At 46.3% G+C, this 20371-nt stretch carries 16 protein-coding genes, 1 tRNA gene and 1 pseudogene; 7 read left to right on the forward strand and 11 right to left on the reverse strand.

What is annotated here, in order from left to right:
- Positions 1–85: 85 nt before the first annotated feature.
- Complete coding sequence (locus QT973_RS01810; RefSeq protein WP_333211172.1) at positions 86–826, reverse strand: calcium-binding protein; 741 nt, start codon at positions 824–826, stop codon at positions 86–88.
- A gap of 215 nt (positions 827–1041) precedes the next feature.
- Here QT973_RS01810 and QT973_RS01815 point away from each other — a divergent pair, with 215 nt between their 5' ends.
- The 4 genes from QT973_RS01815 to QT973_RS01830 all read left to right on the forward strand — a co-directional run bounded on the left by QT973_RS01815 (position 1042) and on the right by QT973_RS01830 (position 4992).
- Positions 1042–2553 (forward strand): ATP-binding protein, encoded by a 1512-nt coding sequence (locus QT973_RS01815; protein ID WP_333390436.1) that lies wholly within the window; start codon positions 1042–1044, stop codon positions 2551–2553.
- 164 nt (positions 2554–2717) lie between these two features.
- Positions 2718–3107 carry a hypothetical protein gene (locus tag QT973_RS01820; protein ID WP_333212820.1) on the forward strand — a complete coding sequence of 130 codons (390 nt, stop codon included), beginning with the start codon at positions 2718–2720 and terminating at the stop codon, positions 3105–3107.
- Positions 3108–3183: 76 nt separating this feature from the next.
- Positions 3184–3969, forward strand: a complete 786-nt coding sequence (xth, locus tag QT973_RS01825; protein ID WP_333390439.1) for an exodeoxyribonuclease III — start codon at positions 3184–3186, stop codon at positions 3967–3969.
- A 147-nt stretch (positions 3970–4116) separates the two neighbouring features.
- Positions 4117–4992 carry an SDR family oxidoreductase gene (locus QT973_RS01830; RefSeq protein ID WP_333053779.1) on the forward strand — a complete coding sequence of 292 codons (876 nt, stop codon included), beginning with the start codon at positions 4117–4119 and terminating at the stop codon, positions 4990–4992.
- Between the two features lie 75 nt (positions 4993–5067).
- Here QT973_RS01830 and QT973_RS01835 read toward each other — a convergent pair whose 3' ends face one another.
- Positions 5068–6189 carry an EAL domain-containing protein gene (locus tag QT973_RS01835; protein WP_333053780.1) on the reverse strand — a complete coding sequence of 374 codons (1122 nt, stop codon included), beginning with the start codon at positions 6187–6189 and terminating at the stop codon, positions 5068–5070.
- Between the two features lie 478 nt (positions 6190–6667).
- Positions 6668–6741 (reverse strand) — tRNA-Pro (locus QT973_RS01840).
- A gap of 91 nt (positions 6742–6832) precedes the next feature.
- On the opposite strand from QT973_RS01840, the pseudogene lipA reads away from it, so the two are divergent.
- From lipA to QT973_RS01855, 3 genes and pseudogenes are all read left to right on the forward strand, one after another.
- Positions 6833–7708 (forward strand): annotated as a pseudogene (lipA, locus tag QT973_RS01845) (lipoyl synthase); the annotation flags it as partial.
- Positions 7709–8579: 871 nt separating this feature from the next.
- Entirely contained in the window at positions 8580–9845 is a 1266-nt protein-coding gene (sigC, locus tag QT973_RS01850; protein WP_333057963.1) for an RNA polymerase sigma factor SigC, read from the forward strand.
- A 464-nt stretch (positions 9846–10309) separates the two neighbouring features.
- On the forward strand, positions 10310–10837 hold the full coding sequence (locus tag QT973_RS01855) for a transcriptional repressor (protein ID WP_006632310.1): 528 nt from the start codon (positions 10310–10312) through the stop codon (positions 10835–10837).
- Positions 10838–11011: 174 nt separating this feature from the next.
- Here the strand turns inward: QT973_RS01855 and QT973_RS01860 are convergent, their stop codons facing one another.
- The 8 genes from QT973_RS01860 to yidC form a co-directional block, all read right to left on the reverse strand.
- Positions 11012–12589, reverse strand: a complete 1578-nt coding sequence (locus tag QT973_RS01860) for a peptidoglycan-binding protein (protein ID WP_333390442.1) — start codon at positions 12587–12589, stop codon at positions 11012–11014.
- A 461-nt stretch (positions 12590–13050) separates the two neighbouring features.
- The gene (locus QT973_RS01865) at positions 13051–14811 is read right to left on the reverse strand and encodes an IS1182 family transposase (RefSeq protein WP_333390444.1); all 1761 of its coding nucleotides are present in this window, start codon (positions 14809–14811) and stop codon (positions 13051–13053) included.
- A gap of 348 nt (positions 14812–15159) precedes the next feature.
- Positions 15160–15336 carry a hypothetical protein gene (locus QT973_RS01870; protein ID WP_293253839.1) on the reverse strand — a complete coding sequence of 59 codons (177 nt, stop codon included), beginning with the start codon at positions 15334–15336 and terminating at the stop codon, positions 15160–15162.
- Positions 15337–15783: 447 nt separating this feature from the next.
- Entirely contained in the window at positions 15784–16245 is a 462-nt protein-coding gene (locus QT973_RS01875) for an SH3 domain-containing protein (RefSeq protein WP_333057961.1), read from the reverse strand.
- Positions 16246–16449: 204 nt separating this feature from the next.
- A complete protein-coding gene (locus tag QT973_RS01880) occupies positions 16450–17958 on the reverse strand; it encodes an AAA family ATPase (protein WP_333057960.1) in 1509 nt (502 codons plus the stop codon).
- Positions 17959–18073: 115 nt separating this feature from the next.
- Positions 18074–18586, reverse strand: a complete 513-nt coding sequence (locus QT973_RS01885) for a YceD family protein (RefSeq protein ID WP_333057959.1) — start codon at positions 18584–18586, stop codon at positions 18074–18076.
- Between the two features lie 97 nt (positions 18587–18683).
- A complete protein-coding gene (locus QT973_RS01890; protein ID WP_333039170.1) occupies positions 18684–19157 on the reverse strand; it encodes a R3H domain-containing nucleic acid-binding protein in 474 nt (157 codons plus the stop codon).
- 11 nt (positions 19158–19168) lie between these two features.
- Entirely contained in the window at positions 19169–20317 is a 1149-nt protein-coding gene (gene yidC / locus QT973_RS01895) for a membrane protein insertase YidC (RefSeq protein WP_333240900.1), read from the reverse strand.
- Positions 20318–20371 lie beyond the last annotated feature (54 nt).

Consider the following 20371-nt stretch of genomic DNA (forward strand, 5'->3'; position numbering starts at 1 on the left):
TCATCCCCTCCATAAATCGCAGGGGTTTTCACCCTCCCACGTTATTTCCGATAGCGACAGGCTACCAGCCAGCATAGCAGAATCCTCAACTGCTGATAAAGTCCGCTGCTGTCAAGCTCGCTGGTGTTAGAGGAACCTGAGAAGTTGGCGATTTATCCACAAGTCCAATAATTCGACCAGTGGATTTAACTCGTAGAGCTAGATTTTGATCGGCACCAGCGCAGACGCCACAAAATGCATTCCAGGGTTCAAACTGCCTTTCCACGAAACGTGGATTCAACCCAGCAGTTTCAAATGTCAGGACTTCGATGTCAGCAAATGTCAGACCTTGTGGAAGTGCAATTTTGTCTTCCCCAGGGAAGAAGTCTTGCAGAAAATCTACTGTATTAGTAGCGACTTCATCTTGAAGGATAAACGTGTCTCGTCCAGCTCCTCCATTCAGAACATCAAAACCTAAATCTCCAGATAAAATGTCCGCACCGTCGCCACCCGATAGCTTGTCGTTATCACGCCCCCCAAACATTTGATCGTTGCCGCGTCCACCAATAAGGGTATCAGTGCCCGCATTCCCAAACAAAACGTCATCGTCAAGTCCACCGTCAAGAGTATCTGCATCTTTACCACCGTAGAGGGTATCGAACCCGCCCTCACCATCTAGTGTGTCACGACCCTGATTCCCGAACAGTTCATCATTGCCACCCAAGCCACGGATCCAGTCATTACCCCCCAAGCCGAACGTTCTGCGGCTGCCATCAGTATCACGAATGAAATCATCATCCTCTGTGCCTTGTGCATCGGGAGTATTTGCAATATTGATGTTAGCCATTGCTTCTTAAAAATTGCTTAAATTTATTGCGTCCTGATTTTTTAGCATATGTGAAAAATATACTCAAATCAAATCAAATCAATAGGATTTAGTAGGCATTTTTTTACCTGTCCTGATTTCTTTCAGTTGGATAAAGTAGGATTTAGTTGCTAAAGTATCAAACCGTAGGATAAAGTAGGATCGCAATAGGCAAAACCCAAACCCTGACTCGACCTATGGACGTTGAAGAAGTCTTAAAAGTGGCTGACGATCTCGTATTCGCTAAGACAGAAAAACACCTCAACCATCTACAAGAAGGTATATTGCGAGGCACTTGGCAACGCCAGAAATACCCAGAAATTGCCACCAACTGCCACCGTAGCGAAGCTCATGTCAAGAAAGTTGCAGCAAAATTATGGAAACTTCTATCAGAAACATTAGGTGAAGACATCAATCAATCTAACTTTGCATATACAGTGGAAAGATGGCTATTTTCGATAGTTTCATCACATTTTGGCGACAATGCACAAGTTGGTAAGTTTAAGGTTTGTGCAAACCATCCTGAATCCTTAGAAACCCCAAACTTAGAAAATAAAAATCAGGACACCTCTAGCAAAACTCAGCCCAAACAGCGATTAGACTTATCCGATGCACCAGAACCCAACCTATTCTATAACCGCACATCCGAACTCACCACCCTCGAAAACTGGATTTTAGGCCGCACCCGCGTCATCACTATTTTAGGCTTATCCGGTATTGGCAAAACCGCCCTTACCCTCCAACTAATCTCACAAATTCAACACGAATTCGATCGCATCATCTGGCGAAGTCTCCGCAACTCTCCACCGCTGGCATCACTCCAAACCGACTTAATTAAATTCCTCTCCCAGCAGCAAGAAACTAACCCCCCCAACCCCCCCTTATCAAGGGGGGGCGAAGAGATTAAACCTCTTTCTCCCAGGCGCGGCGAAGAGATTAAACCTCTTTCTCCCAGGCGCGGCGAAGAGATTAAACCTCTTTCTCCCCCCCTTAGCAAGGGGGGGTTGGGGGGGGTAATCAACTATTTACGATCGCACCGCTGTCTGATCATCCTCGATGATATCCAAACCATCTTCAGCAGCGGACAACTCGCAGGAAATTACCAACCTGGATATGAAAATTACGGCGCATTCTTCAAACAAATAACAGAATCATCCCACAACAGTTGCTTAATCCTCCTGAGTTGGGAAAAACCCAGAGAAATCGCCGCATTAGAAGGCGAAAACCGCCCCTGCAAATCTCTGCAACTCAACGGTTTAGGCCCGGAAGCACAAGAAATATTCAGAGAAAAAGGATTAGCAGAACCGGAGAAATGGTCAGAATTAATCGACCTTTACCGAGGCAATCCCTTATGGTTAAATATAGTTGCCACTTTGATTCAAGACTTATTCGGCGGTAGCGTTTCCGAATTCCTCTCCTATGATACCCTATTCTTAGGTGACTTAGAATCACTCCTAGACCAGCAGTGCGATCGCCTAACCGCATCCGAACAACAGGCGATCGCATGGCTAGCCAATACCCCCGAACCAGCCGACATCTCAAAAATACCAGAAAACCTGCAACTATCACCGCCAGAACTCTTGAAAGTCATGCAATCTTTAGGACGACGGTCATTAGTTGAAACAGTAAAACAAAATGGGCGATCGCACTTTACGATCGGGCCAGTAATCAGAGAATATATAATCAACAAAACCCGAAACAAAAACTGATAAACTTATCATTTTTAGTCGTGGAGGCAGAAACCGGGTTTTTTACGAAAATACTGCATCCCTGCCTAGAATTTGGTAAAAAACCCGGTTTCTTTGATATTGATGCGTAAGTCTTGAATCTGCATTTACTTAGCAATTACTGACCCCACTCACGGAGTTTTACAATGGCTACAGCAACATTATTAAGTCACGAAATAGCAGAAGGTCAAAGACTAATAGACGCTCTAAATGCAGCACATCTATCAGTTGACTCTGCTCTCTGGAACTACGCACCAGAACCAGAAACATGGCGGCTAATGCTCACCTCACCTCTGTACGATAGCGAAGGGCCTCTTAAAACTTATGGGGAAATTCTGTCAGTCTTTCGCGAAGTTAAACCTGAATTGAAAATCGATTGGACAGCACTTGTAGCAGTAAGCCCAAAACATGACTTAATTGAGGGCTTACGTCAGATACAACAAGATTGGAATTTAGACTTATCAGGCAGAAGAATGACGAATGATCGGATTAATCAGACGTGGGTCGAAGATGCTTACATTTATCAAATCAAGTGAGTTGACACGGCAAAAAATAGCTTAAAATAGGTGCGATCGCTCTCCCTCTCACCTAACCTTTAGGATTACTATATTAATGAAAATCGCCACCTGGAACGTCAACTCAATCCGCACCCGCATAGAACACGTTACTAGCTGGTTGCAAACCAACTCCCCAGACGTTCTCTGCCTCCAAGAAACCAAAGTTACAGACAAAGACTTCCCCCTAGAACCCTTCACCAACCTCGGCTACAACTGCTACATTTCCGGTCAAAAATCCTACAACGGCGTTGCCATTTTTAGCCGATCGCCCCTAACGCAAATCAGCACCGGATTTGCCCCCCTTCTCGGCGACGAAGCCACAGGTATGTTTGACGAACAAAAACGCCTCATAGCGGGGATTATAGACGATATTTGCATTATTTGCGTATACGTTCCCAACGGTTCCGAAGTCGGCAGCGAGAAATATGAGTACAAGCTAAAGTGGCTCAAACTGCTGCAAGAATACCTCAAAATAGCACTAGATAAATCCCCCAACTTGTGCATTTGCGGCGACTTCAACATCGTCCCGGACGATCGAGATATCCACAATCCCAAAGCCAATGCTAACTCCGTCGGCTTGTCTGTTGCCGAGCGCCTCGCACTAACAGAAATCATAGAATTAGGATTAAACGACCCCTTTCGCAAATTCACATCAGAAGGCGGTCATTATAGCTGGTGGGACTACCGCGCCGCCGCATTTCCCCGCAACAACGGCTGGAGAATCGACCACCATTATCTCAGCCCTCCCCTGTACGAACAAGCAAAAAACTGTACAATAGACATTGCTCCCAGAAAATTAATCAAACCCAGCGACCACGCCCCCGTAATTGTCGAAATTTGATTTATGAGTTATAAATAAAACTAAGGCAAAAGAAACCGGGTTTCTACCATAAATCTTAGGTTGAGCAACGATAAATTTAAGAAACCCGGTTTCTCGATCCTATGCGTAACTCCCGATCCAGTTAATAACAACCAACAACCAAAAATCATGTTCTTAGTAACCGGAGCAACAGGCGCACTAGGCCGCCGAATTGTACGAGAAATCAGACAGCAAGAAAAGCCTGTCCGCGCATTCGTTCGCCTCGCATCTCGCTACTCTGAACTAGAAAACCGAGGCGCTGAGATTTTTATTGGCGACTTGAAACAAGACAAAGATATTAAAAAAGCCTGCCAAGGAGTGCAGTACATCATCAGCAGCCACGGCACCGGGGGCGACGTTCAAGCAGTACACTACCGCGCTAACATAGAATTGATCGACTGTGCCAAAGAAGCCGGAGTGCAGCACTTTGTCTTTCTTTCGGTACTGGGAGTCGATCGAGGATACGAAGATTCCGCAGTATTCAAAGCCAAGCGAGAAGTAGAAAAATACCTGCAAAACAGTGGATTGAATTATACAATCTTGCGGCCTGCCGGTTTTGCTTCCAGCTTGTTACCCCTAGCAGAAAGATTTCGAGAAACCGGACTTTACCTGCTGATTGGCGACGGCAAAAACCGCACCTCTGTTGTCAGTACCGACGACTTAGCTCATATTGCCGCAAACTCGCCAACAGTCGAAGGCGCACGCAACCAAATTCTGCGAGTCGGTGGCCCGGATGTGCTGACAAGGGATGACATTCCCCGCATTTTCGGACGATTATTCAAGCGCGAACCGATGGTAATCAACCCGCCACTGGTTGTGTTTGACGGTTTGAGAAATGCCTTGGGTTTATTGAATCCTCAAGCTCAAAAAGACTTAGGAACTTTGCGGGTATTGCTGGGTAATGAGTATTTCTGTACTCCCGAAGAAGTGCAAAACTTGGAATCAATCTACAGCATGAAAATGGAATCCTTAGAAAGCTTTTTGCGGCGCAATTTGAGCGTTTAAAGTGCTAGTAATTCTCGTTACCAGGCTCTGCCTGGTAATGAGCAAATGTAACGCAAAATCGCACCTGAAAACCATTTAAGCAGAAATAGGTAGTGGTTGAGCACCAATATAGCTTGTAAGTGCGATCGGCGGAGAAGTCGGCTTAGCAATCAAATAACCTTGAACAAAAGTTGCTCCCCGTTCCCGCACCCACTCAAACTCCTCCAAAGTTTCCACACCTTCAGCAACAGTTTTAATCTCTAATTTAGACGCAATTTCTAACATCTTTTCAGTAATTAGGGCCTTATAATAATCTTGATCGACGTTGCGAATTAATTGCATATCCAACTTAATAAAATCTGGACGCAATTGGTGCATCAAATTTAAATTAGAAGAACCGCTGCCAAAATCGTCTAGGGCAATTAAAAATCCCGCCTCTCGGTAAAACCTCAGAATATTAATCAAGTGATCGATATCGGGGGGGTGCTGAGATTCCGCTACTTCAAAAACAATATTGCTGTGAGGAATTCCCGCTTCATCAATAGCCTGTACAGTCATTCGCAGGCACGTAGCGGGATCGTAAACTGAAGTCGGAGAAAAATTAATAAAAAGTAATTCTTTGAGCTCGTACACATGGGCTTCCCGGATAGCGCGAGTCCGGGCTAAAGCATCTAGTTGAAAAATTATGCCTGCTGATTCTGCTTGGGCAAAAATCCGACCCGGATAAATTAAGTTTCCTTGCTCGTCAATTCCTCGGAGTAGGGCTTCATGAGCAAAAATTTTAGAAGTATCTGAAGTATAAACAATGGGCTGAAAATGCGTAGTAATTCGTTCTTCGGACAATAAATCTAACAGCCAATCAGACTTGCTGAAATTAATAAAAGAGTCTAAGGAAGTGCTGCGATAAAAATCGCTAAATTTAGGCTGTTCAACTTCCCGCATCCACAAAACTTTAGTCTCTTTCAACTCTTGACTTGTCAGCACCGATGATGCTAGTGCGCTAAAATTTTCTCTCGCTATTCCCTCAAGCATAACGTACAAACACTTGCTCTCTTCTAAAAGCTTGAATTCAAGTTTAGCCTTGGTTAGTGCAGAAATAACCTTTTTGAGCGTGTGCGATACTGGAAACCACAGGTATAGACCTCCGCTGCCCTCTATTTTTGCGGGTACTGTTTCGCAGCGAGAGCAGGAGCCGAAGGCTTTGCCACTTATTTGCATTGGAATATCCTCCGGTTTTCGGGTTAATTTTAGACCCGCTAAGAACTATCTTTTATTATAAGCTCATTCAGCTATTAATTCATCTATCTCAAGATGTAAATCTTAATTAACTTGTATTTAAGAATTATTGCAGTATTTATACTTGCCTCCGGTTTCAAACCTTGCTCAAAGTTCTCAGCATTGAGTAAGTACCTGCGATCGAACACAGTCCCAAATCATCACAGAGGGAGAAGGCAAAGACTTGTTCTCTACTCTCTACTGCTGCTCTGATTGTTTACGTTTTATTCTATAATTCCGTCTGCCAAAACAGTCGCTAGAGTTGATTTTTTGGCAAAGGAAAATTAACCCGCCCGTGAAGCGCAGCTATCCCGTAGGGAATCGCCCGATTCTTTAATTTATCCCAACCAGAAATATACACAGCCGGACGATCGCCCAAAACAAACTCACTTGCTGGAGCATATCCAATTTAATTTTATAATCGGGATGACAGGATTTGAACCTGCGACCCCCTCGTCCCGAACGAGGTGCGCTACCAAGCTGCGCTACATCCCGAAATTAGTCACTAGATTTTAAGCTTATCACATTCAAGTAAAAATTTAGCAACCTCGTATATAATTATTTGTAAAACACTACTCAGGCGGAGACAGACGTGACAGTTAAGCCCCAGTGGTTGCGAGTTAAAGCCCCCCAGTGGGAGCGCGTCGGCAACGTCAAAGAAATTTTGCGGGATTTATCCCTGAATACGGTTTGCGAGGAGGCGTCGTGTCCGAACATCGGCGAATGCTTCAACGCAGGTACTGCGACATTTTTGATTATGGGCCCGGCTTGTACCCGCGCCTGTCCTTACTGCGACATCGATTTTGAGAAAAAGCCCCAACCTTTAGATCCCACAGAACCCCAAAGATTGGCCCAAGCGGTGCAGCGGCTTAAACTCAACCACGTCGTGATTACCTCTGTCAACCGGGACGATTTGCCGGATGGGGGCGCGTCTCAGTTTGTCGAGTGCATTCAAGCAGTGCGATCGGCGATGCCCGATACAACTATAGAAGTTTTGATTCCCGACTTGTGTGGCAACTGGCAAGCTTTAGAAATTATTCTCGCAGCCGGGCCAGAGGTACTCAACCACAATACCGAAACCGTAAAGCGACTTTACCGGAAGGTGCGGCCGCAAGGAAAGTACGATCGCACCTTGGAACTATTGCAGCGAAGCCGCGAACTCGCACCTGGGGTTTACACCAAATCCGGCATCATGGTGGGACTCGGAGAAACAGACGCCGAAATTCGGGAGGCGATGCAGGACTTACGGGCTGTCGGCTGCGATATTTTAACAGTTGGACAGTACCTGCAACCGACTCAAAAGCACTTGAACGTCGAAAACTTTGTGCCTCCAGAACAGTTTGATGCTTGGAGAAAGTTTGGCGAATCTTTGGGATTCTTGCAAGTTGTCGCTTCTCCCTTAACTCGCAGTTCCTATCACGCCGAACAGGTGAGGGAACTGATGAAACTTTACCCACGCTAGCAATTTTAATTTGAGTTGACTCGCGCCCGTTAGCGAAGCCCTCGAAGAGGATCGCACCATTCTCAGTAAGATAGGATTGAGCCACTCGCCCACAAAGAAACCGGGTTTTTTAACCGAGATTTAGGGCTTTAATCAAGTATTTTGGTGAAAAAACCCGGTTTCGACGCACCCCTACGTCCAGGGCTTTAAGACCCGATCGAGTCAACAGCAACGAAAAACCTGCGCTTTCTGTGACGGCATGGTGCAAAAAACCCCGTTTCTGATGCTGGGGTTCTCGGCCTGATGTTAAGCCCGAAGCAGCAGCCCATAGCAAAACAATTATCGGTCGATCGCCCCCTCAAACTCATGACTTACGCAAAAGACATCGAGAAACCCGGTTTTTGCGTCAGCCAATAACTCGGTACAGGGGACTCTAGCAACTCTGAGACCCATATTCTATAATGGATTAAACTTCCGCGCTCACGGCAGCGTATTTAATCAAGAGCGCCGAGTTATATAAAGTTTTATTAAAAAAATGGCTAATTTTCCGAAGTGATCGGGAACCAGGTAATCGGTGATGAAGATTAACTTAACTTCTGACTAACGTCACTTGTTTATAGCGAGTCACTATCTATACTAGCTACATAAACAAAGAAGTACAACACACTTTTCGGGCCTTCAACCTGTTACATCAGAAAGTTCTTAGCGTTTTCCAGAATCTTGGTAAAACAAGTGGGGCAGCAAAAGTTCGATCTCTCCAACAGCAAAAAAGTCAGGAAAGTTACTAAAGAAACACAAAGCGGTGATGCTTCGTCTTAACCAAGTGGGCATCTTAATTATAAATAACCGCCAAGCGTAGCATCTTTTCACCGGAGCCACTGAGAAAATCACTATGCCAGCCACCTCTTTTTACGCTGAAGCTGAATTCGACGAACAACTGCGAGTCAATCCCTTGCCAGGTGATGTGTTGGATGAAGATGTTGAAGAAGCTGGAGACGAACTGCTCGACCAAGACCCAGCAGAGACAGAAGATGCAGACCCAGCAGCCAAATTGCAAAAAAATGCCAACCGTCGCACTACAGATTTAGTGCGCCTGTACCTCCAAGAAATAGGTCGGGTTCGTCTCTTGGGTAGAGACGAAGAAGTCTCGGAAGCTCAAAAAGTTCAGCGCTATATCAAATTGCTGGAATTACGCAACACCGTCGCCTCCCAGGAAGAAGGGCTAATTGCGCGTTTCGTGCATTTAATTGAAGTGCGCGATCGCTTGTCCGCACAGTTGGGACACAAACCTTCCTTGGAACGCTGGGCATTAACTGCCGGCGTCGGTGACGTGCCAGAACTCAAGCGAATTATGGCCGAAGGCAAGCGCCAGTGGGCCGAGTTAGCCGAGATGACGGTTGAGACGATCGAAAGAGTTCAAGCTGAAGGCATCGAAGCGAAAGACCACATGATTAAGGCGAACCTGCGCCTGGTGGTTTCGGTGGCGAAAAAATATCAAAATCGCGGTTTAGAATTGCTCGACTTAATACAAGAAGGTACTCTCGGACTGGAGCGAGCTGTAGAAAAGTTTGACCCGACGCGGGGCTATCGGTTTAGCACCTATGCCTACTGGTGGATTCGGCAGGGAATTACGCGGGCGATCGCCACTCAAAGCCGCACCATTCGCCTCCCCGTCCACATCACCGAAAAACTGAACAAAATCAAAAAAGCCCAGCGCAAAATTTCTCAAGAAAAAGGTCGGACAGCTACGATCGAAGACATCGCTGTTGAGTTGGACATGACGGCGCCCCAAGTCCGAGAAGTTTTGCTGCGAGTCCCCCGTTCTGTTTCTTTGGAAACTAAAGTGGGCAACGAAAAAGATACAGAGTTGGGCGACTTGCTCGAAACCGACAGCATCTCCCCAGAAGAAATGCTGATGCGAGAAGCTCTGCACCGCGACTTGCAGCAATTGCTGGCAGATTTGACCAGCCGCGAGCGAGATGTAATTCTGATGCGCTTTGGTTTGGGTGACGGACACCCCTATTCGCTGGCAGAAATCGGTCGCGCCCTCGACTTGTCCCGCGAACGAGTGCGTCAAATTGAAGCCAAAGCTTTGCAAAAACTCCGCCAACCTAAGCGTCGCAACCGCGTCCGCGACTATCTGGAGTCTTTGACTTAAATTTGGGCGGTCAGTCAGCGCGATTAATCAGGGATCAAGGCATTTGGCACTTGTGCAGAAGGCATGAGGCATTCGGCAGAAGTAACAATATTTACTTCTCAACAGCTTCTCTGTCCTCTGCAGCAAGTCAATCGATTTTAGATTTTAGATTTTAGATTTTAGATTAAAGAATTGACCCCACGGATGAATCCGGGGGCTTGTATCCTGGATGCTTTCATATCGTTTCCGGTTCTATCGGAATGATTTAACCGCAGAGGGCGCAGAGAACGCAGAGGGAGAGAATACAGAGAGGAATAATTCCGATGCTACCGGATTTGATATCATTCATAAAGCTGGTTAAAAGTCAATAAATATCATAAACCAAATTTTTTCCTCAATCTTTTTTCAATAAGCTGCGATATTTGCAAAATATCTCGATCGTTGTGTATTATTGTCAATAGGCAGACTTTCTTGAGAGGGTCACTATGGCACTTTATACCGCGTCCTCATTCAAATCCGAACTCAATGACAAAGGCTGGCGGATGACTCCCCAACGGGAAACCATCTTGCACGTGTTTCAGAACCTCCCCAAAGGCAATCACCTGAGTGCGGAGGATTTGTACACTTTGTTAAAAAATCGCGGCGAAAACATTAGCTTGTCTACCATTTACCGAACTTTAAAGTTAATGGCAAGGATGAGCCTCCTCCGCGAACTCGAACTAGCAGAAGGTCACAAACACTATGAAATAAACCAGCCTTACCCGCATCACCACCACCACCTAGTCTGCGTTCAGTGCAACAGAACGATCGAATTTAACAACGATTCGATTTTGAAAATTGGCATGAAGCAAGCTGAAAAGTCTGGGTTGCACCTGCTAGACTGCCAGCTAACCATTCATACGGTGTGCCACGAAGCTTTGCGGATGGGATGGCCGTCTTTGGTTTCTAGCAATTGGTCTTGTCCGAGGTCGATCGCCCAAAACGGCAGCAGCGCCCCGGATTCAATCGAGTGACGGTACACTATTTTCGCATTTTAAGTACGGCTTGTTACAATTTTTAACAAAAATCGGTAGCCCAAGTGCGATCGCAGTTACGCGGAAACCGGGTTTCTTAGGAAAAATACATCATTTCAGGAATGAGTCGGAAAGCAGAAACCCGATTTCCTTGATGTAGCCGCAAGGCTGGGGCTAAAAAGTTTGGCTCAACAAATCGTCGCTGCTGACCCCGTAACTGCGCTGAGCTCGATCGAGGGCGTCTCTCGTGGGAGTATCAAAAACTCCGCTGATCGAGCCTGTGTAAAAGCCGAGGTCTTGCAGCCGCCTTTGTAATTGCTGAATGCTCGATCGACGAGAGTTGAAACTGCTGCTAATTGGAACAGCAGGAACAGCTAGCCGCCCAGCTAATCCGTTTTGGAGCGCAGCCCAAGTCGCCGGAGTGGCAATACCCGTCGCCGGTGACAAATTGCGTTCCTGCTGAAACGACAGCACGGCAAACTCGGTTTCGGCTCCAAATACTCCGTTCACCGGGCCGGGGTTTTTGCCCAGACTTCTGAGCGCAGACTGAAGTTGTCGGACAGCAGGCCCAGTATCGCCCCGTCGCAAACCAGCGGCAATTTGCGGCACAGGCGCGGAGGCCTGCCTGTTGCCTTGCCACAAAGCCGATCGAGTGCTGCGATCGACTCTTCCAGTCCCGAACATCCCGCTATCTCTCTGAAAGCGGATCAAAGCTGCTTGAGTTGGTCGATCGAACCAACCGTGAATCTGGCTCCTGTAATAACCCAATTCTTGCAGCCGCCGCTGGACAAATTCTACTTCTCGGCCTCTGTCGCCCAACTCCAGAAAATCTCCGGCATTACTCTGTTGATAATCTTCCTCAGTCCATGAGGTAATTTGAGCTTGCCTCATCTGGGCATCTATAGCAGTCAAAGTAGCAGTGTCAGCGCAGCCGTCAGAAACGAGATTGTAATCTTGCTGAAAACGAGTCACAGCGTAGAGAGTGCGTTCCCGAAACTTGCCGTCAACGCCGCCTTCAAAATAGCCCAAAGCTTTTAATTGCCGCTGGATCAAGTCTACCGTCGCCCCTCTGTCCCCGAACCGCAGCCCCTTGCAACCGCCATTTCCCGAAATATCCCCCGGAAGCGTCACGGGGGGAACCGGCCGGGTGGAACCAAACAGCAAAGCTAAAGTTTGCCTATTGGCAATTCCAGTTACCCGCAGTCGATTAATTCGCTGGAAGTATCTAACCGCATTTTGAGTAACTTCGCGAAAACTCCCTGTGGGATGGGCGCTGAAGTAGCCTAGCTGCTGCAACCTGCGCTGGAGAGCTGAAACATCTGCACCCGCGTCTCCAAAACGCAGCTCCCGATAATTTGTATAAATAGTATTAAAAGGTCGATCGTCCCCGGCAAAACTGTTGAGTGCGATCACAGTAGCTCGATCGGGCCTACCAGTCAGCGACAGTTGATAGTCTCGCTGAAAGTTAGTCAGCGCTTGTTTTGTTACCGGGCCGAGTTGACCTGTCGATGATCTGGGAAAATAACCGAGTTCCCGCAACCTGTCTTGAACAGAGCGCACATTTGGATATCCCGGATCTATTTGAGCAAAAGCCGCACCGGCTGCACTCAAAACCGACAGCATCAAAGCCAGAGACAGCAAACGGACGTAAGTCTGACTCGATAGGTTTTGCCACTTGGGTTCATCAAAAATTTTCGACTCTGGGGGTGCTTCGCAAACAAGAGCAAGTTCGAGGTAAGCAAGAGATTCCATAATTTTTTAGTGTGAAATTGTGGGTGGATTGTGGGAGCAAACTGCCAAAAATCATTTTTAGCACGCTTGGCTTGGATTTTATCAACGCTAAGTTCTACTGGGAAAGCGCGAAGCACCCGTTTTTCTAAAAAATTTACTGTCAAAAATAATTACAGGTAACAACCAAGATAGCATCGCTGCTTCTAGAGACGCGAGACTCAGCAAAAAAGTTTGCAGGCATAGTCTTAGCCTTTAAGGCTAAAAGACAATAAGTTCTGGGGTAGTGGTGGCTAATATTTTATCTGGCTGCTGCAGAAATTACCACAAGAGTTGCGCGCAGGCTGTCATCACCTTAATTTGTTGTCGGGTAAAGAGTTTGAAACCGCAGGTTTTTTGTTAAGAAACGCGGCTTCTTGATGTGGCGAGTGCGTCTAGAGCGTCGGTTCAGTATTAGGTATTGACAAGAAAAAGGCTGTATGCAGTTACCCTGTCAATGAGTTCGACTCTATGCTCGGTTTAACTGGCAGAACCTTATCCATTCGAGCAATGACATGAAGGTTATGGACAACAGCGACTCGGCGTAGATCGAAGAGATTTTTACGTTGTCCAATATAGCGGGCACGATTCCCCTGCCAATGACCAATATGAGCTAAAGAATGTTCAACTGTAGTACGCTCTCTCAATTCTTGACGACCAATAGTAGTGGATTGACGCGCTCGCAACTCTTGCATTAAGGCTTCATCAGCATGAATTGATATACTGCGTCCTTTTTTACTGTTCGTACAGTCTTCCCTCAGAGGACAAATTGCACATTCACTCTCAGGAAAATGAACAACTTTTCCAGGTTCAAATGGGATACTTACCTGATTTGGGCAGCTAATTAAATGCGTATCCCAGTCTAGGAAAAAGGCATTTTTATCAAACCGGCCAGAATTTCTGACCGGCCACGCCTTACAAAATATTTTTAATTGCTCATCCCGCTGTGTGACCCAATGACTGGATAAATAAGCTCGGTCAATATGTAACTCAGCTAGGTGAGGATTTTGGAATCTTAAGTCACTTTCTAGGTCAACCGTAGCAGCAGATTCTGGAGTATTTGCTTTCGTCAAAGCCACAGCCCGAACTACACCTATATCTAAATCTTTGAGGACGTGACGTTTATACCCATCTATTTTCTTAGACCGGCTTTTCCGTCCATGCCGCATATCTGGGTCTTCAATAGAAATGCGACGGTCTTTGGCAACCCCTTTGGTGAGAATAGGAGATCCTTGAGAATCTAAAGTCACATTTTGGGATTCAATGAATCGAGCAATATCCAGAGTTTCTTTGGCAACTTCAATTTCATCACAATCGGACTGGCTTTGCATCCATTTTTCTACAGAATCTAAGCTGTTTAGGATAATTGAAAGTGCGTTTTGACGCTCGATTGGATCATCCCAGTTTAAGTCTAAGGCAGTTTTTAAGCTGGAATTCTTGAGAATTGGCGCACCGGCTTCATCAGCCATTTCTGTCAGCCCCCGCCCCTGCTGACGAGCTATCACACTCACTGCCTTACGCAAAGCATGACCCAATAGATTATATGTATCTTCGACTTTACCGGCCCCCCATAATGGTAAGGCAGTTTTTAAGCTGGAATTCTTGAGAATTGGCGCACCGGCTTCATCAGCCATTTCTGTCAGCCCCCGCCCCTGCTGACGAGCTATCACACTCACTGCCTTACGCAAAGCATGACCCAATAGATTATATGTATCTTCGACTTTACCGGCCCCCCATAATGGTGAGGAATCTAAGGCGAGTCTTAATTGAGATGAGCCAAACCCACCTTTTTGTTTAGCAATTTCAACGGTGCGGTCAATTAAACGTTGGTCGAGTTCTTTTTTGATTAACCCCTTCCGGAATCTAATTAAGGTAGCTTTACTGAAGGGTGGAGTTTCGGAACCCAGACAATCTAAAACCAACTGCCAACGTTGATCCATTACCATTTCTTCTATCACTTCATCATCGGAAATCCCCATATAGGCTTGAAGGATTGTTGCCAACGCAAGTTGTGCAGGAGGCACTGGACAGTTGCCAACAGTGCTGTCTTTAAAAATTGTAGCGAGTTCGTCTTGGAATTCATCATTAAATATGGATGAACGGTTTAGCCGAAGAAATGTGAATAGCTTGGCTCTCTTGATGCGTTTGATAATCAACGCTTCTGAGTCTGACAGTTCAATGGGAGGATGCCATGAGGGAGGACGCATAAAATTTCTTCTTTCTTCCTGATTGTTAGAATTTAACCGGCTTCTCAATTCCCCTATCATAGACCTTTAGTTTTGTCAAGTCCGAATACTGAACCGACGCCCTAGGAAAGTACCGCTGCTTAACCCAAAAACTAGCCACTAAAAATCCCCACTTTTGCTAGTTGCAAATAGGGCGGGGATTTTTTGATAAGCTCACATCTTGCATCATTCTTAAGAACAGGCTTTCCGGCCTGTTCCACAAAGAGTGAATTTTCTTGTGGAATAGGCTTCTTGCCTGTTCATAAAAAGCTTATTGAGAATGGTGTAACATCTCGTAAGTTGACTGTGTATTAAAAAATCGACGCTCGCTTAAATTAAGCCGAACCGATCGCAAATTACAGCTACTCCTGCTGCAAAAACAGTAATTGCGAGGGCTACCAGCGGGTTTTGGCCTCTGCTCACGGCAAAAGAGGTAACGACCCCAGCTCCCAAAGCCGCAGTAACAGCAGCAGTCGCCAAATCTCGATCGGGACGTTTGTCGTACATATTTTTTATTGTTGCTAGCTCAATAGCAGAAAACTTACATCTTGTAATCCAAGCTACCACTCTTACCTGTTCAGCGGTGACAACAGCCTGGGTTTTGCAACTAACCTTAAAATTTTGCTAATTTTCTTAACATACTCTCCTGAATTACATAAGTTAAAATTATGTTTTTTCAAGTTTTTATGTTGACTTTGAGCTCTTGAAACCTTTTGTCTGCTGGGCTTTTATGTCAAATTCAGGATTTGGCAGGGGCGATCGCACCCGCAGTCTCAGCGCATCAAACTGCAATCTCAAATATCGAAAATAAATTTAACTTGACTTTTTGCAATAAATGTGTATATAGCCCTTGGCAACAATACACAGGAAAAAACCCGGCGTTGGTGAACAATTTTCACACTGCGATTGGTTCGCTGCCCTCACAATGAGATGAGTATATTTGTTATCTAATTCCTATTCGCCCTCAATTCTTTCAGTATTGCCACCTTTGACCCAACCTTCGCGATTGCCATCCTCAATGCGAATTCGCTGCCACTCTTTGTCGGGCGACTCTTCCAAAACTACGACTCTTTCCTTGTAAGCAACACCGCCAATGCGGTTCGAGTCTCGGCTACCAGTATCGCGGAGAATTAAGCCGATCGGCTGAGTCACCATCGCGCGGTAAGCTCCCGGTTCCAGCGGTTTGGGAGACGGGGCATCGCTAGATGTAGAAACAGGGCTAGCCTGGGCTGTTGACTTCGGCGCAGCGCCCGCAACCTGAGCTGGTGTTTTGTCGTTGGAAAAAACAGGTTTTTCGGGGATAGTAGTTAGCTTAGCGGCAAAGTAAAGTGCAGCAGCCACGCTAGCACCTGCCATCAGGACGATCGCGAGCAGAAAACCCACTAAAAATTTGAAAACGCTATATACAGTGTTCATAAAACCGCAAATGAAGGAAGTTCGGCAACGGATGCTGTAACGGATGTAACGGATGTCAGGCAGAAGGCAGAAGGCAGAGGGCAGAAGGAAGAAGGAAGAAGGAAGAAGGAAGAAGGTTGAGTGTTGACTGCTGAATATTGAGTAAAATCTGGTAACTGCCCACTGACAAGTGATTACGAACTACTGACTACTGACTTCAAAAGGTTAGCCTTGAATCCGGCGGCTCAGACTGCCGTATCTAGAAGCAAGGCGAGCTTTCCCAGCAGCGGCCCAATCTTGGAGAAACTGGATTTGTTCTTGAGCCGTTCTGGCTAAGGGCACCATCTGACTAGCTGATTCTAAAATATCATCAGTGGTAAAGTCTCGATTTTGGCTAAACCCAATGTGCATTGCTTCAATCAAAGTTTGCTCGATTTCGGCCCCTGAAAAATCGGGAGTTTCGTAAGCCAAGCGCTCTACATCGTAATTTTTGATGCTGTGCGATCGCAACCGCAACAAATGTACCTCAAAAATCGCCCGCCGTTCCTCCTGGCTGGGCAAACCCACAAAAAATATTTCGTCAAACCTGCCTTTTCTCAGCATTTCTGGCGGCAAAGACTGGATGTTGTTGGCTGTTGCGACTACAAACACCGGCGAAGTTTTTTCTGCCAACCAAGTAATAAATGTCCCGAACACCCGGCTGGTTGTCCCGGAATCCCCTTTACCGTCTAATCCGGCAAAAGCTTTGTCAATCTCGTCAATCCACAACACGCAGGGGGCCAAAGCTTCCGCTAGCTGAATCATTTGCCTGGTGCGGGATTCCGATTCTCCGACTAATCCGGCAAACAAGCGCCCGACATCCAACCGCAGTAAAGGCAAATGCCAGTGGTGGGCGATCGCCTTTGCTGTTAAGGATTTTCCGGTTCCTTGAATTCCGACTAACAACAAACCTCTGGGATGGGGCAAACCGTATTGGCGAGCTCGATCGGTAAAAGCACCGCCACGTCGCAGCAGCCATTCTTTGAGATTGTCCAAACCGCCGATATCGGAAATATTTTCGCGGGCTGGGTAAAAATCCAGAATTTGAGTTTGGCGAATTGTTTGGCGCTTTTCTTCTAAAATCAGTTCCGCGTCGTCGGAATGGAGTTCGCCTCTGGTGGCGATCGCCTTGGCCAAAACTCGACGGATTCGTTCGATCGACAGCCCTTGACAGCAGCGTACTATTTCGTCCAGCAAACGCCCCTCAATGGCTTGTCCGGTAGCCCCTAATAGCCTTTCTACCTCAATTTTGATTTCCGCCGCCGCAGGCAGGGGAAACTCCAAAACAGTCATCACTTCGCTGAGGTCTTCGGGGATCGAAACTAGAGGAGATATGATGACAATATTTTTGGGTACTGATTTGAGGAGTCTCGCCAAATTCCGCAGCTTGCGGGAAATCGAGACATCTTCCAAAAACCGCTGAAAGTCGCGCAGAATAAAAATTGCCGGCGCGCTGGCGGGCAATTTTTCGAGAAATTCCAAAGCTTGGAGCGGGTTGCGCTTGCCAAAACCTGTATCGTTGGGATTGCCTTGGTAGCCATCAACAAAATCCCAGATGTAGACGGCGCGAGAACCTTGTTTTTTGGCACTTTGGGCGATCGCGGCTTCTACGCGCTCTTCTTCCCGTGTGGGAATGTAAATTAGGGGGTAGCGCGATCGCAGGAGTAGTTCAAACTCGTCGCTAAAAATAGTCATTAGTCAGTTGTCAGTGGTTAGTTGTTAGTTGTCAGTGGTTATTTGTTATTTGTTCTTTGTTATTTCTTATTAGCTAATGCCAACTGCCCACTGCCAACTGCCCACTGCCAACTGACTAAGGCAATTGCCGTTTAAGTGCTTCCAGAGACGCCCAGCGACTGTCTGAGACTGTTTCGGTGCTTTCTGTATTGGCATCATCAGTTAAAGAAATTCCCGGACATTCAATATCGCATATCTGTTTGTGCGGCAGTTCCAAACACATTTGCTCGTACACCCAATCGCCCGGAGAGAAATAGCCACCTGGGGACAAATTTTCCACCAAATCTTCTAAAGCCACTTCTATTTCTGCTGAACTGGAATCTGTTTGATTTGCTGTTTCTTCGAGCCAGATTAGTTCCGATGAGTTGAGTGCCAAACGATGATTGTATTGTTTCAAGCATCTGTGGCAGGTGAGAGTAACTATTGTTTCTGCTTTCGCCTTCACCTCAAGATAATTCCCTTGGTGAGTCACTTGCAGTCGTCCTCGCACCGGAGTAAGAGTTTCTAAATCGGGGATAAATTCTTCAAAATCAATGACCTCTTTCCGCTCACTTTTTGTGAGGAGATGAGGGATATAAATTGTCTCCATAATCTTTTGCCTTCCTACTTCTTGAATTCAAAGGTCAAAAGGAATAGTTAATTTTTAACTTCTTCCTTCTTCCTTCTTCCTTCTTCCTTCTTTAGCGTCAGCGCAGCCGCACTACCAAACGCCGATCGGGTTCTTGTCCTTGACTGTAAGTTTCTATATCCTCACATTCGCTCAAAAAGCTGTGGACTTGACGGCGTTCTGCCGAAGACAGCGATTTTATTTCAACTTCAACTCCCGTCGATCGGGCTTGATCTGCTGCGTACTCTGCCATCGATCGCAATTCTTCTTGGCGGCGGATGCGATAGCCATTTAGTTCAACTGTATAAGGAATTGACTCCTCTACTTCCTGACCTATATTCTGAACCGTGTTACAGAGGTACTGAATGGCATCTATTACATTACCGTTTGGCCCGACTAAGATTGCAACTTGTTCGGGAGTCAGATTGCTTTCATCTATTGTCATCCAATAGCAATCTTTTTGTTGTTCGCATACCACTTTTGAAGGAATTGCGGACAGTTGTAGCAATTCTTCTAACCATGCCTGTCCGCGCTGCATTTGAGAGTCTTTCATTGTTGTTAAAATCAAGCCTTTTTCTTAGAACGCTTGGGCTCAAAGGGAAGTGCATCTAATCCTTGTTCTTTTTGGGTTTTCGCCTCTGCTTCGTCCACTATTTTTTGGAGGTTTTCGGGCAGCGGTTCTCGCGACAAAATAAACGATTGAACTGTTTGGAAGATGTTAGCAATCAGCATATACATCAACACGCCGGCGGGCAGCGGGAAGAACAAAAACATCCCTGAAAATATGACTGGCGTCAGTTTGTTAACTGTAGCCTGTTGGGGGTTGTCGTTTGGCCCTTGTGCTTGTCCTGAAAGGGTTTGGTTGATGTACAAACTGATGCCGAAGCCCAGGATCATCACCAAAATATCCCAGTGGAGTGTACCGTCTGAGTCGATCGCGCCAACGCGGCCTAGAGCTTCAATAAACAGGAATCCTTTGTTACTAGCCAATCCGGGGATTGTGCCTTGAACTGTGGCTTCACCGGGCGCTAAGGCTGTGATGTTGCCCTGTTCATCTACCTTGACCACTTCTTCGCCTTTGATGACTTTCCAGCCGGGTTCAAAGTCGATTTCGCTCTTATTTTCTGCAGCTAAAACTTTTAGAGGTTTGCCCTCTGGGGTTTGAAAATTTATCTTTGTTGTGTCGCCGACTGCGATTTTGTCGCCCCCTGGAATTACCCCCACAACTGGAGCATGAAAAGTACCTGTGACGTAAATATTTTGGGGCGGTGTAGCAAAAGCTTGCGGTTGAACAGTTTCGATTTGTTCTTTGGGCAAAACTTGAACGTTAACGCTGTAATTTATGTCAGAAAACGGCGAACCCCTGAGCGTTGCAAACAGTGCAAACAGCACTGGCATTTGCAGCACTAAGGGGAAGCATCCTGCTAGAGGATTACCAAATTCTTTGTATACTTTGCTCATTTCCTCCTGCTGTTTGGCAGGATTGTCTTTATAGAGTTTTTGAATTTGATCTACTCGCTCTTTCATCAATGGCTGCGCTACTTTCATGCGCCGCATATTGCGAAGAGAGCCTGCGTTGAGAGGATAAAGAGCAAAGCGAATCACGAGCGTCAGAGCTACGATCGCTAAACCGTAGCTTGGCACGATCCCGTAGAAAAAATCTAGGATCGGAAGCATGAGGTTGTTGGAGAGAAACGAGATACCGAAATCCATTCGCTTTGAGTTAATTTAGGTGCTCTATGTTTGCTGTTGAGAACTATTTTTACC

It is taken from the genome of Microcoleus sp. Z1_A1, from assembly GCF_036700305.1.
Lineage (GTDB): Bacteria > Cyanobacteriota > Cyanobacteriia > Cyanobacteriales > Microcoleaceae > Microcoleus.

Excerpts from the sequence above, each read along its gene's own strand:
- QT973_RS01890 (WP_333039170.1), bottom strand. The coding sequence starts at position 19,157 with ATGAAAGACTCTCAAATGCAGCGCGGACAGGCATGGTTAGAAGAATTG.
- QT973_RS01855 (WP_006632310.1), top strand. The coding sequence starts at position 10,310 with ATGGCACTTTATACCGCGTCCTCATTCAAATCCGAACTCAATGACAAA.
- xth (WP_333390439.1), top strand. The coding sequence starts at position 3,184 with ATGAAAATCGCCACCTGGAACGTCAACTCAATCCGCACCCGCATAGAA.
- yidC (WP_333240900.1), bottom strand. The coding sequence starts at position 20,317 with ATGGATTTCGGTATCTCGTTTCTCTCCAACAACCTCATGCTTCCGATC.
- QT973_RS01810 (WP_333211172.1), bottom strand. The coding sequence starts at position 826 with ATGGCTAACATCAATATTGCAAATACTCCCGATGCACAAGGCACAGAG.
- QT973_RS01860 (WP_333390442.1), bottom strand. The coding sequence starts at position 12,589 with ATGGAATCTCTTGCTTACCTCGAACTTGCTCTTGTTTGCGAAGCACCC.
- QT973_RS01870 (WP_293253839.1), bottom strand. The coding sequence starts at position 15,336 with ATGTACGACAAACGTCCCGATCGAGATTTGGCGACTGCTGCTGTTACT.
- QT973_RS01885 (WP_333057959.1), bottom strand. The coding sequence starts at position 18,586 with ATGGAGACAATTTATATCCCTCATCTCCTCACAAAAAGTGAGCGGAAA.
- QT973_RS01830 (WP_333053779.1), top strand. The coding sequence starts at position 4,117 with ATGTTCTTAGTAACCGGAGCAACAGGCGCACTAGGCCGCCGAATTGTA.
- sigC (WP_333057963.1), top strand. The coding sequence starts at position 8,580 with ATGCCAGCCACCTCTTTTTACGCTGAAGCTGAATTCGACGAACAACTG.
- QT973_RS01880 (WP_333057960.1), bottom strand. The coding sequence starts at position 17,958 with ATGACTATTTTTAGCGACGAGTTTGAACTACTCCTGCGATCGCGCTAC.
- QT973_RS01815 (WP_333390436.1), top strand. The coding sequence starts at position 1,042 with ATGGACGTTGAAGAAGTCTTAAAAGTGGCTGACGATCTCGTATTCGCT.
- QT973_RS01865 (WP_333390444.1), bottom strand. The coding sequence starts at position 14,811 with ATGCGTCCTCCCTCATGGCATCCTCCCATTGAACTGTCAGACTCAGAA.
- QT973_RS01820 (WP_333212820.1), top strand. The coding sequence starts at position 2,718 with ATGGCTACAGCAACATTATTAAGTCACGAAATAGCAGAAGGTCAAAGA.
- QT973_RS01875 (WP_333057961.1), bottom strand. The coding sequence starts at position 16,245 with ATGAACACTGTATATAGCGTTTTCAAATTTTTAGTGGGTTTTCTGCTC.
- QT973_RS01835 (WP_333053780.1), bottom strand. The coding sequence starts at position 6,189 with ATGCAAATAAGTGGCAAAGCCTTCGGCTCCTGCTCTCGCTGCGAAACA.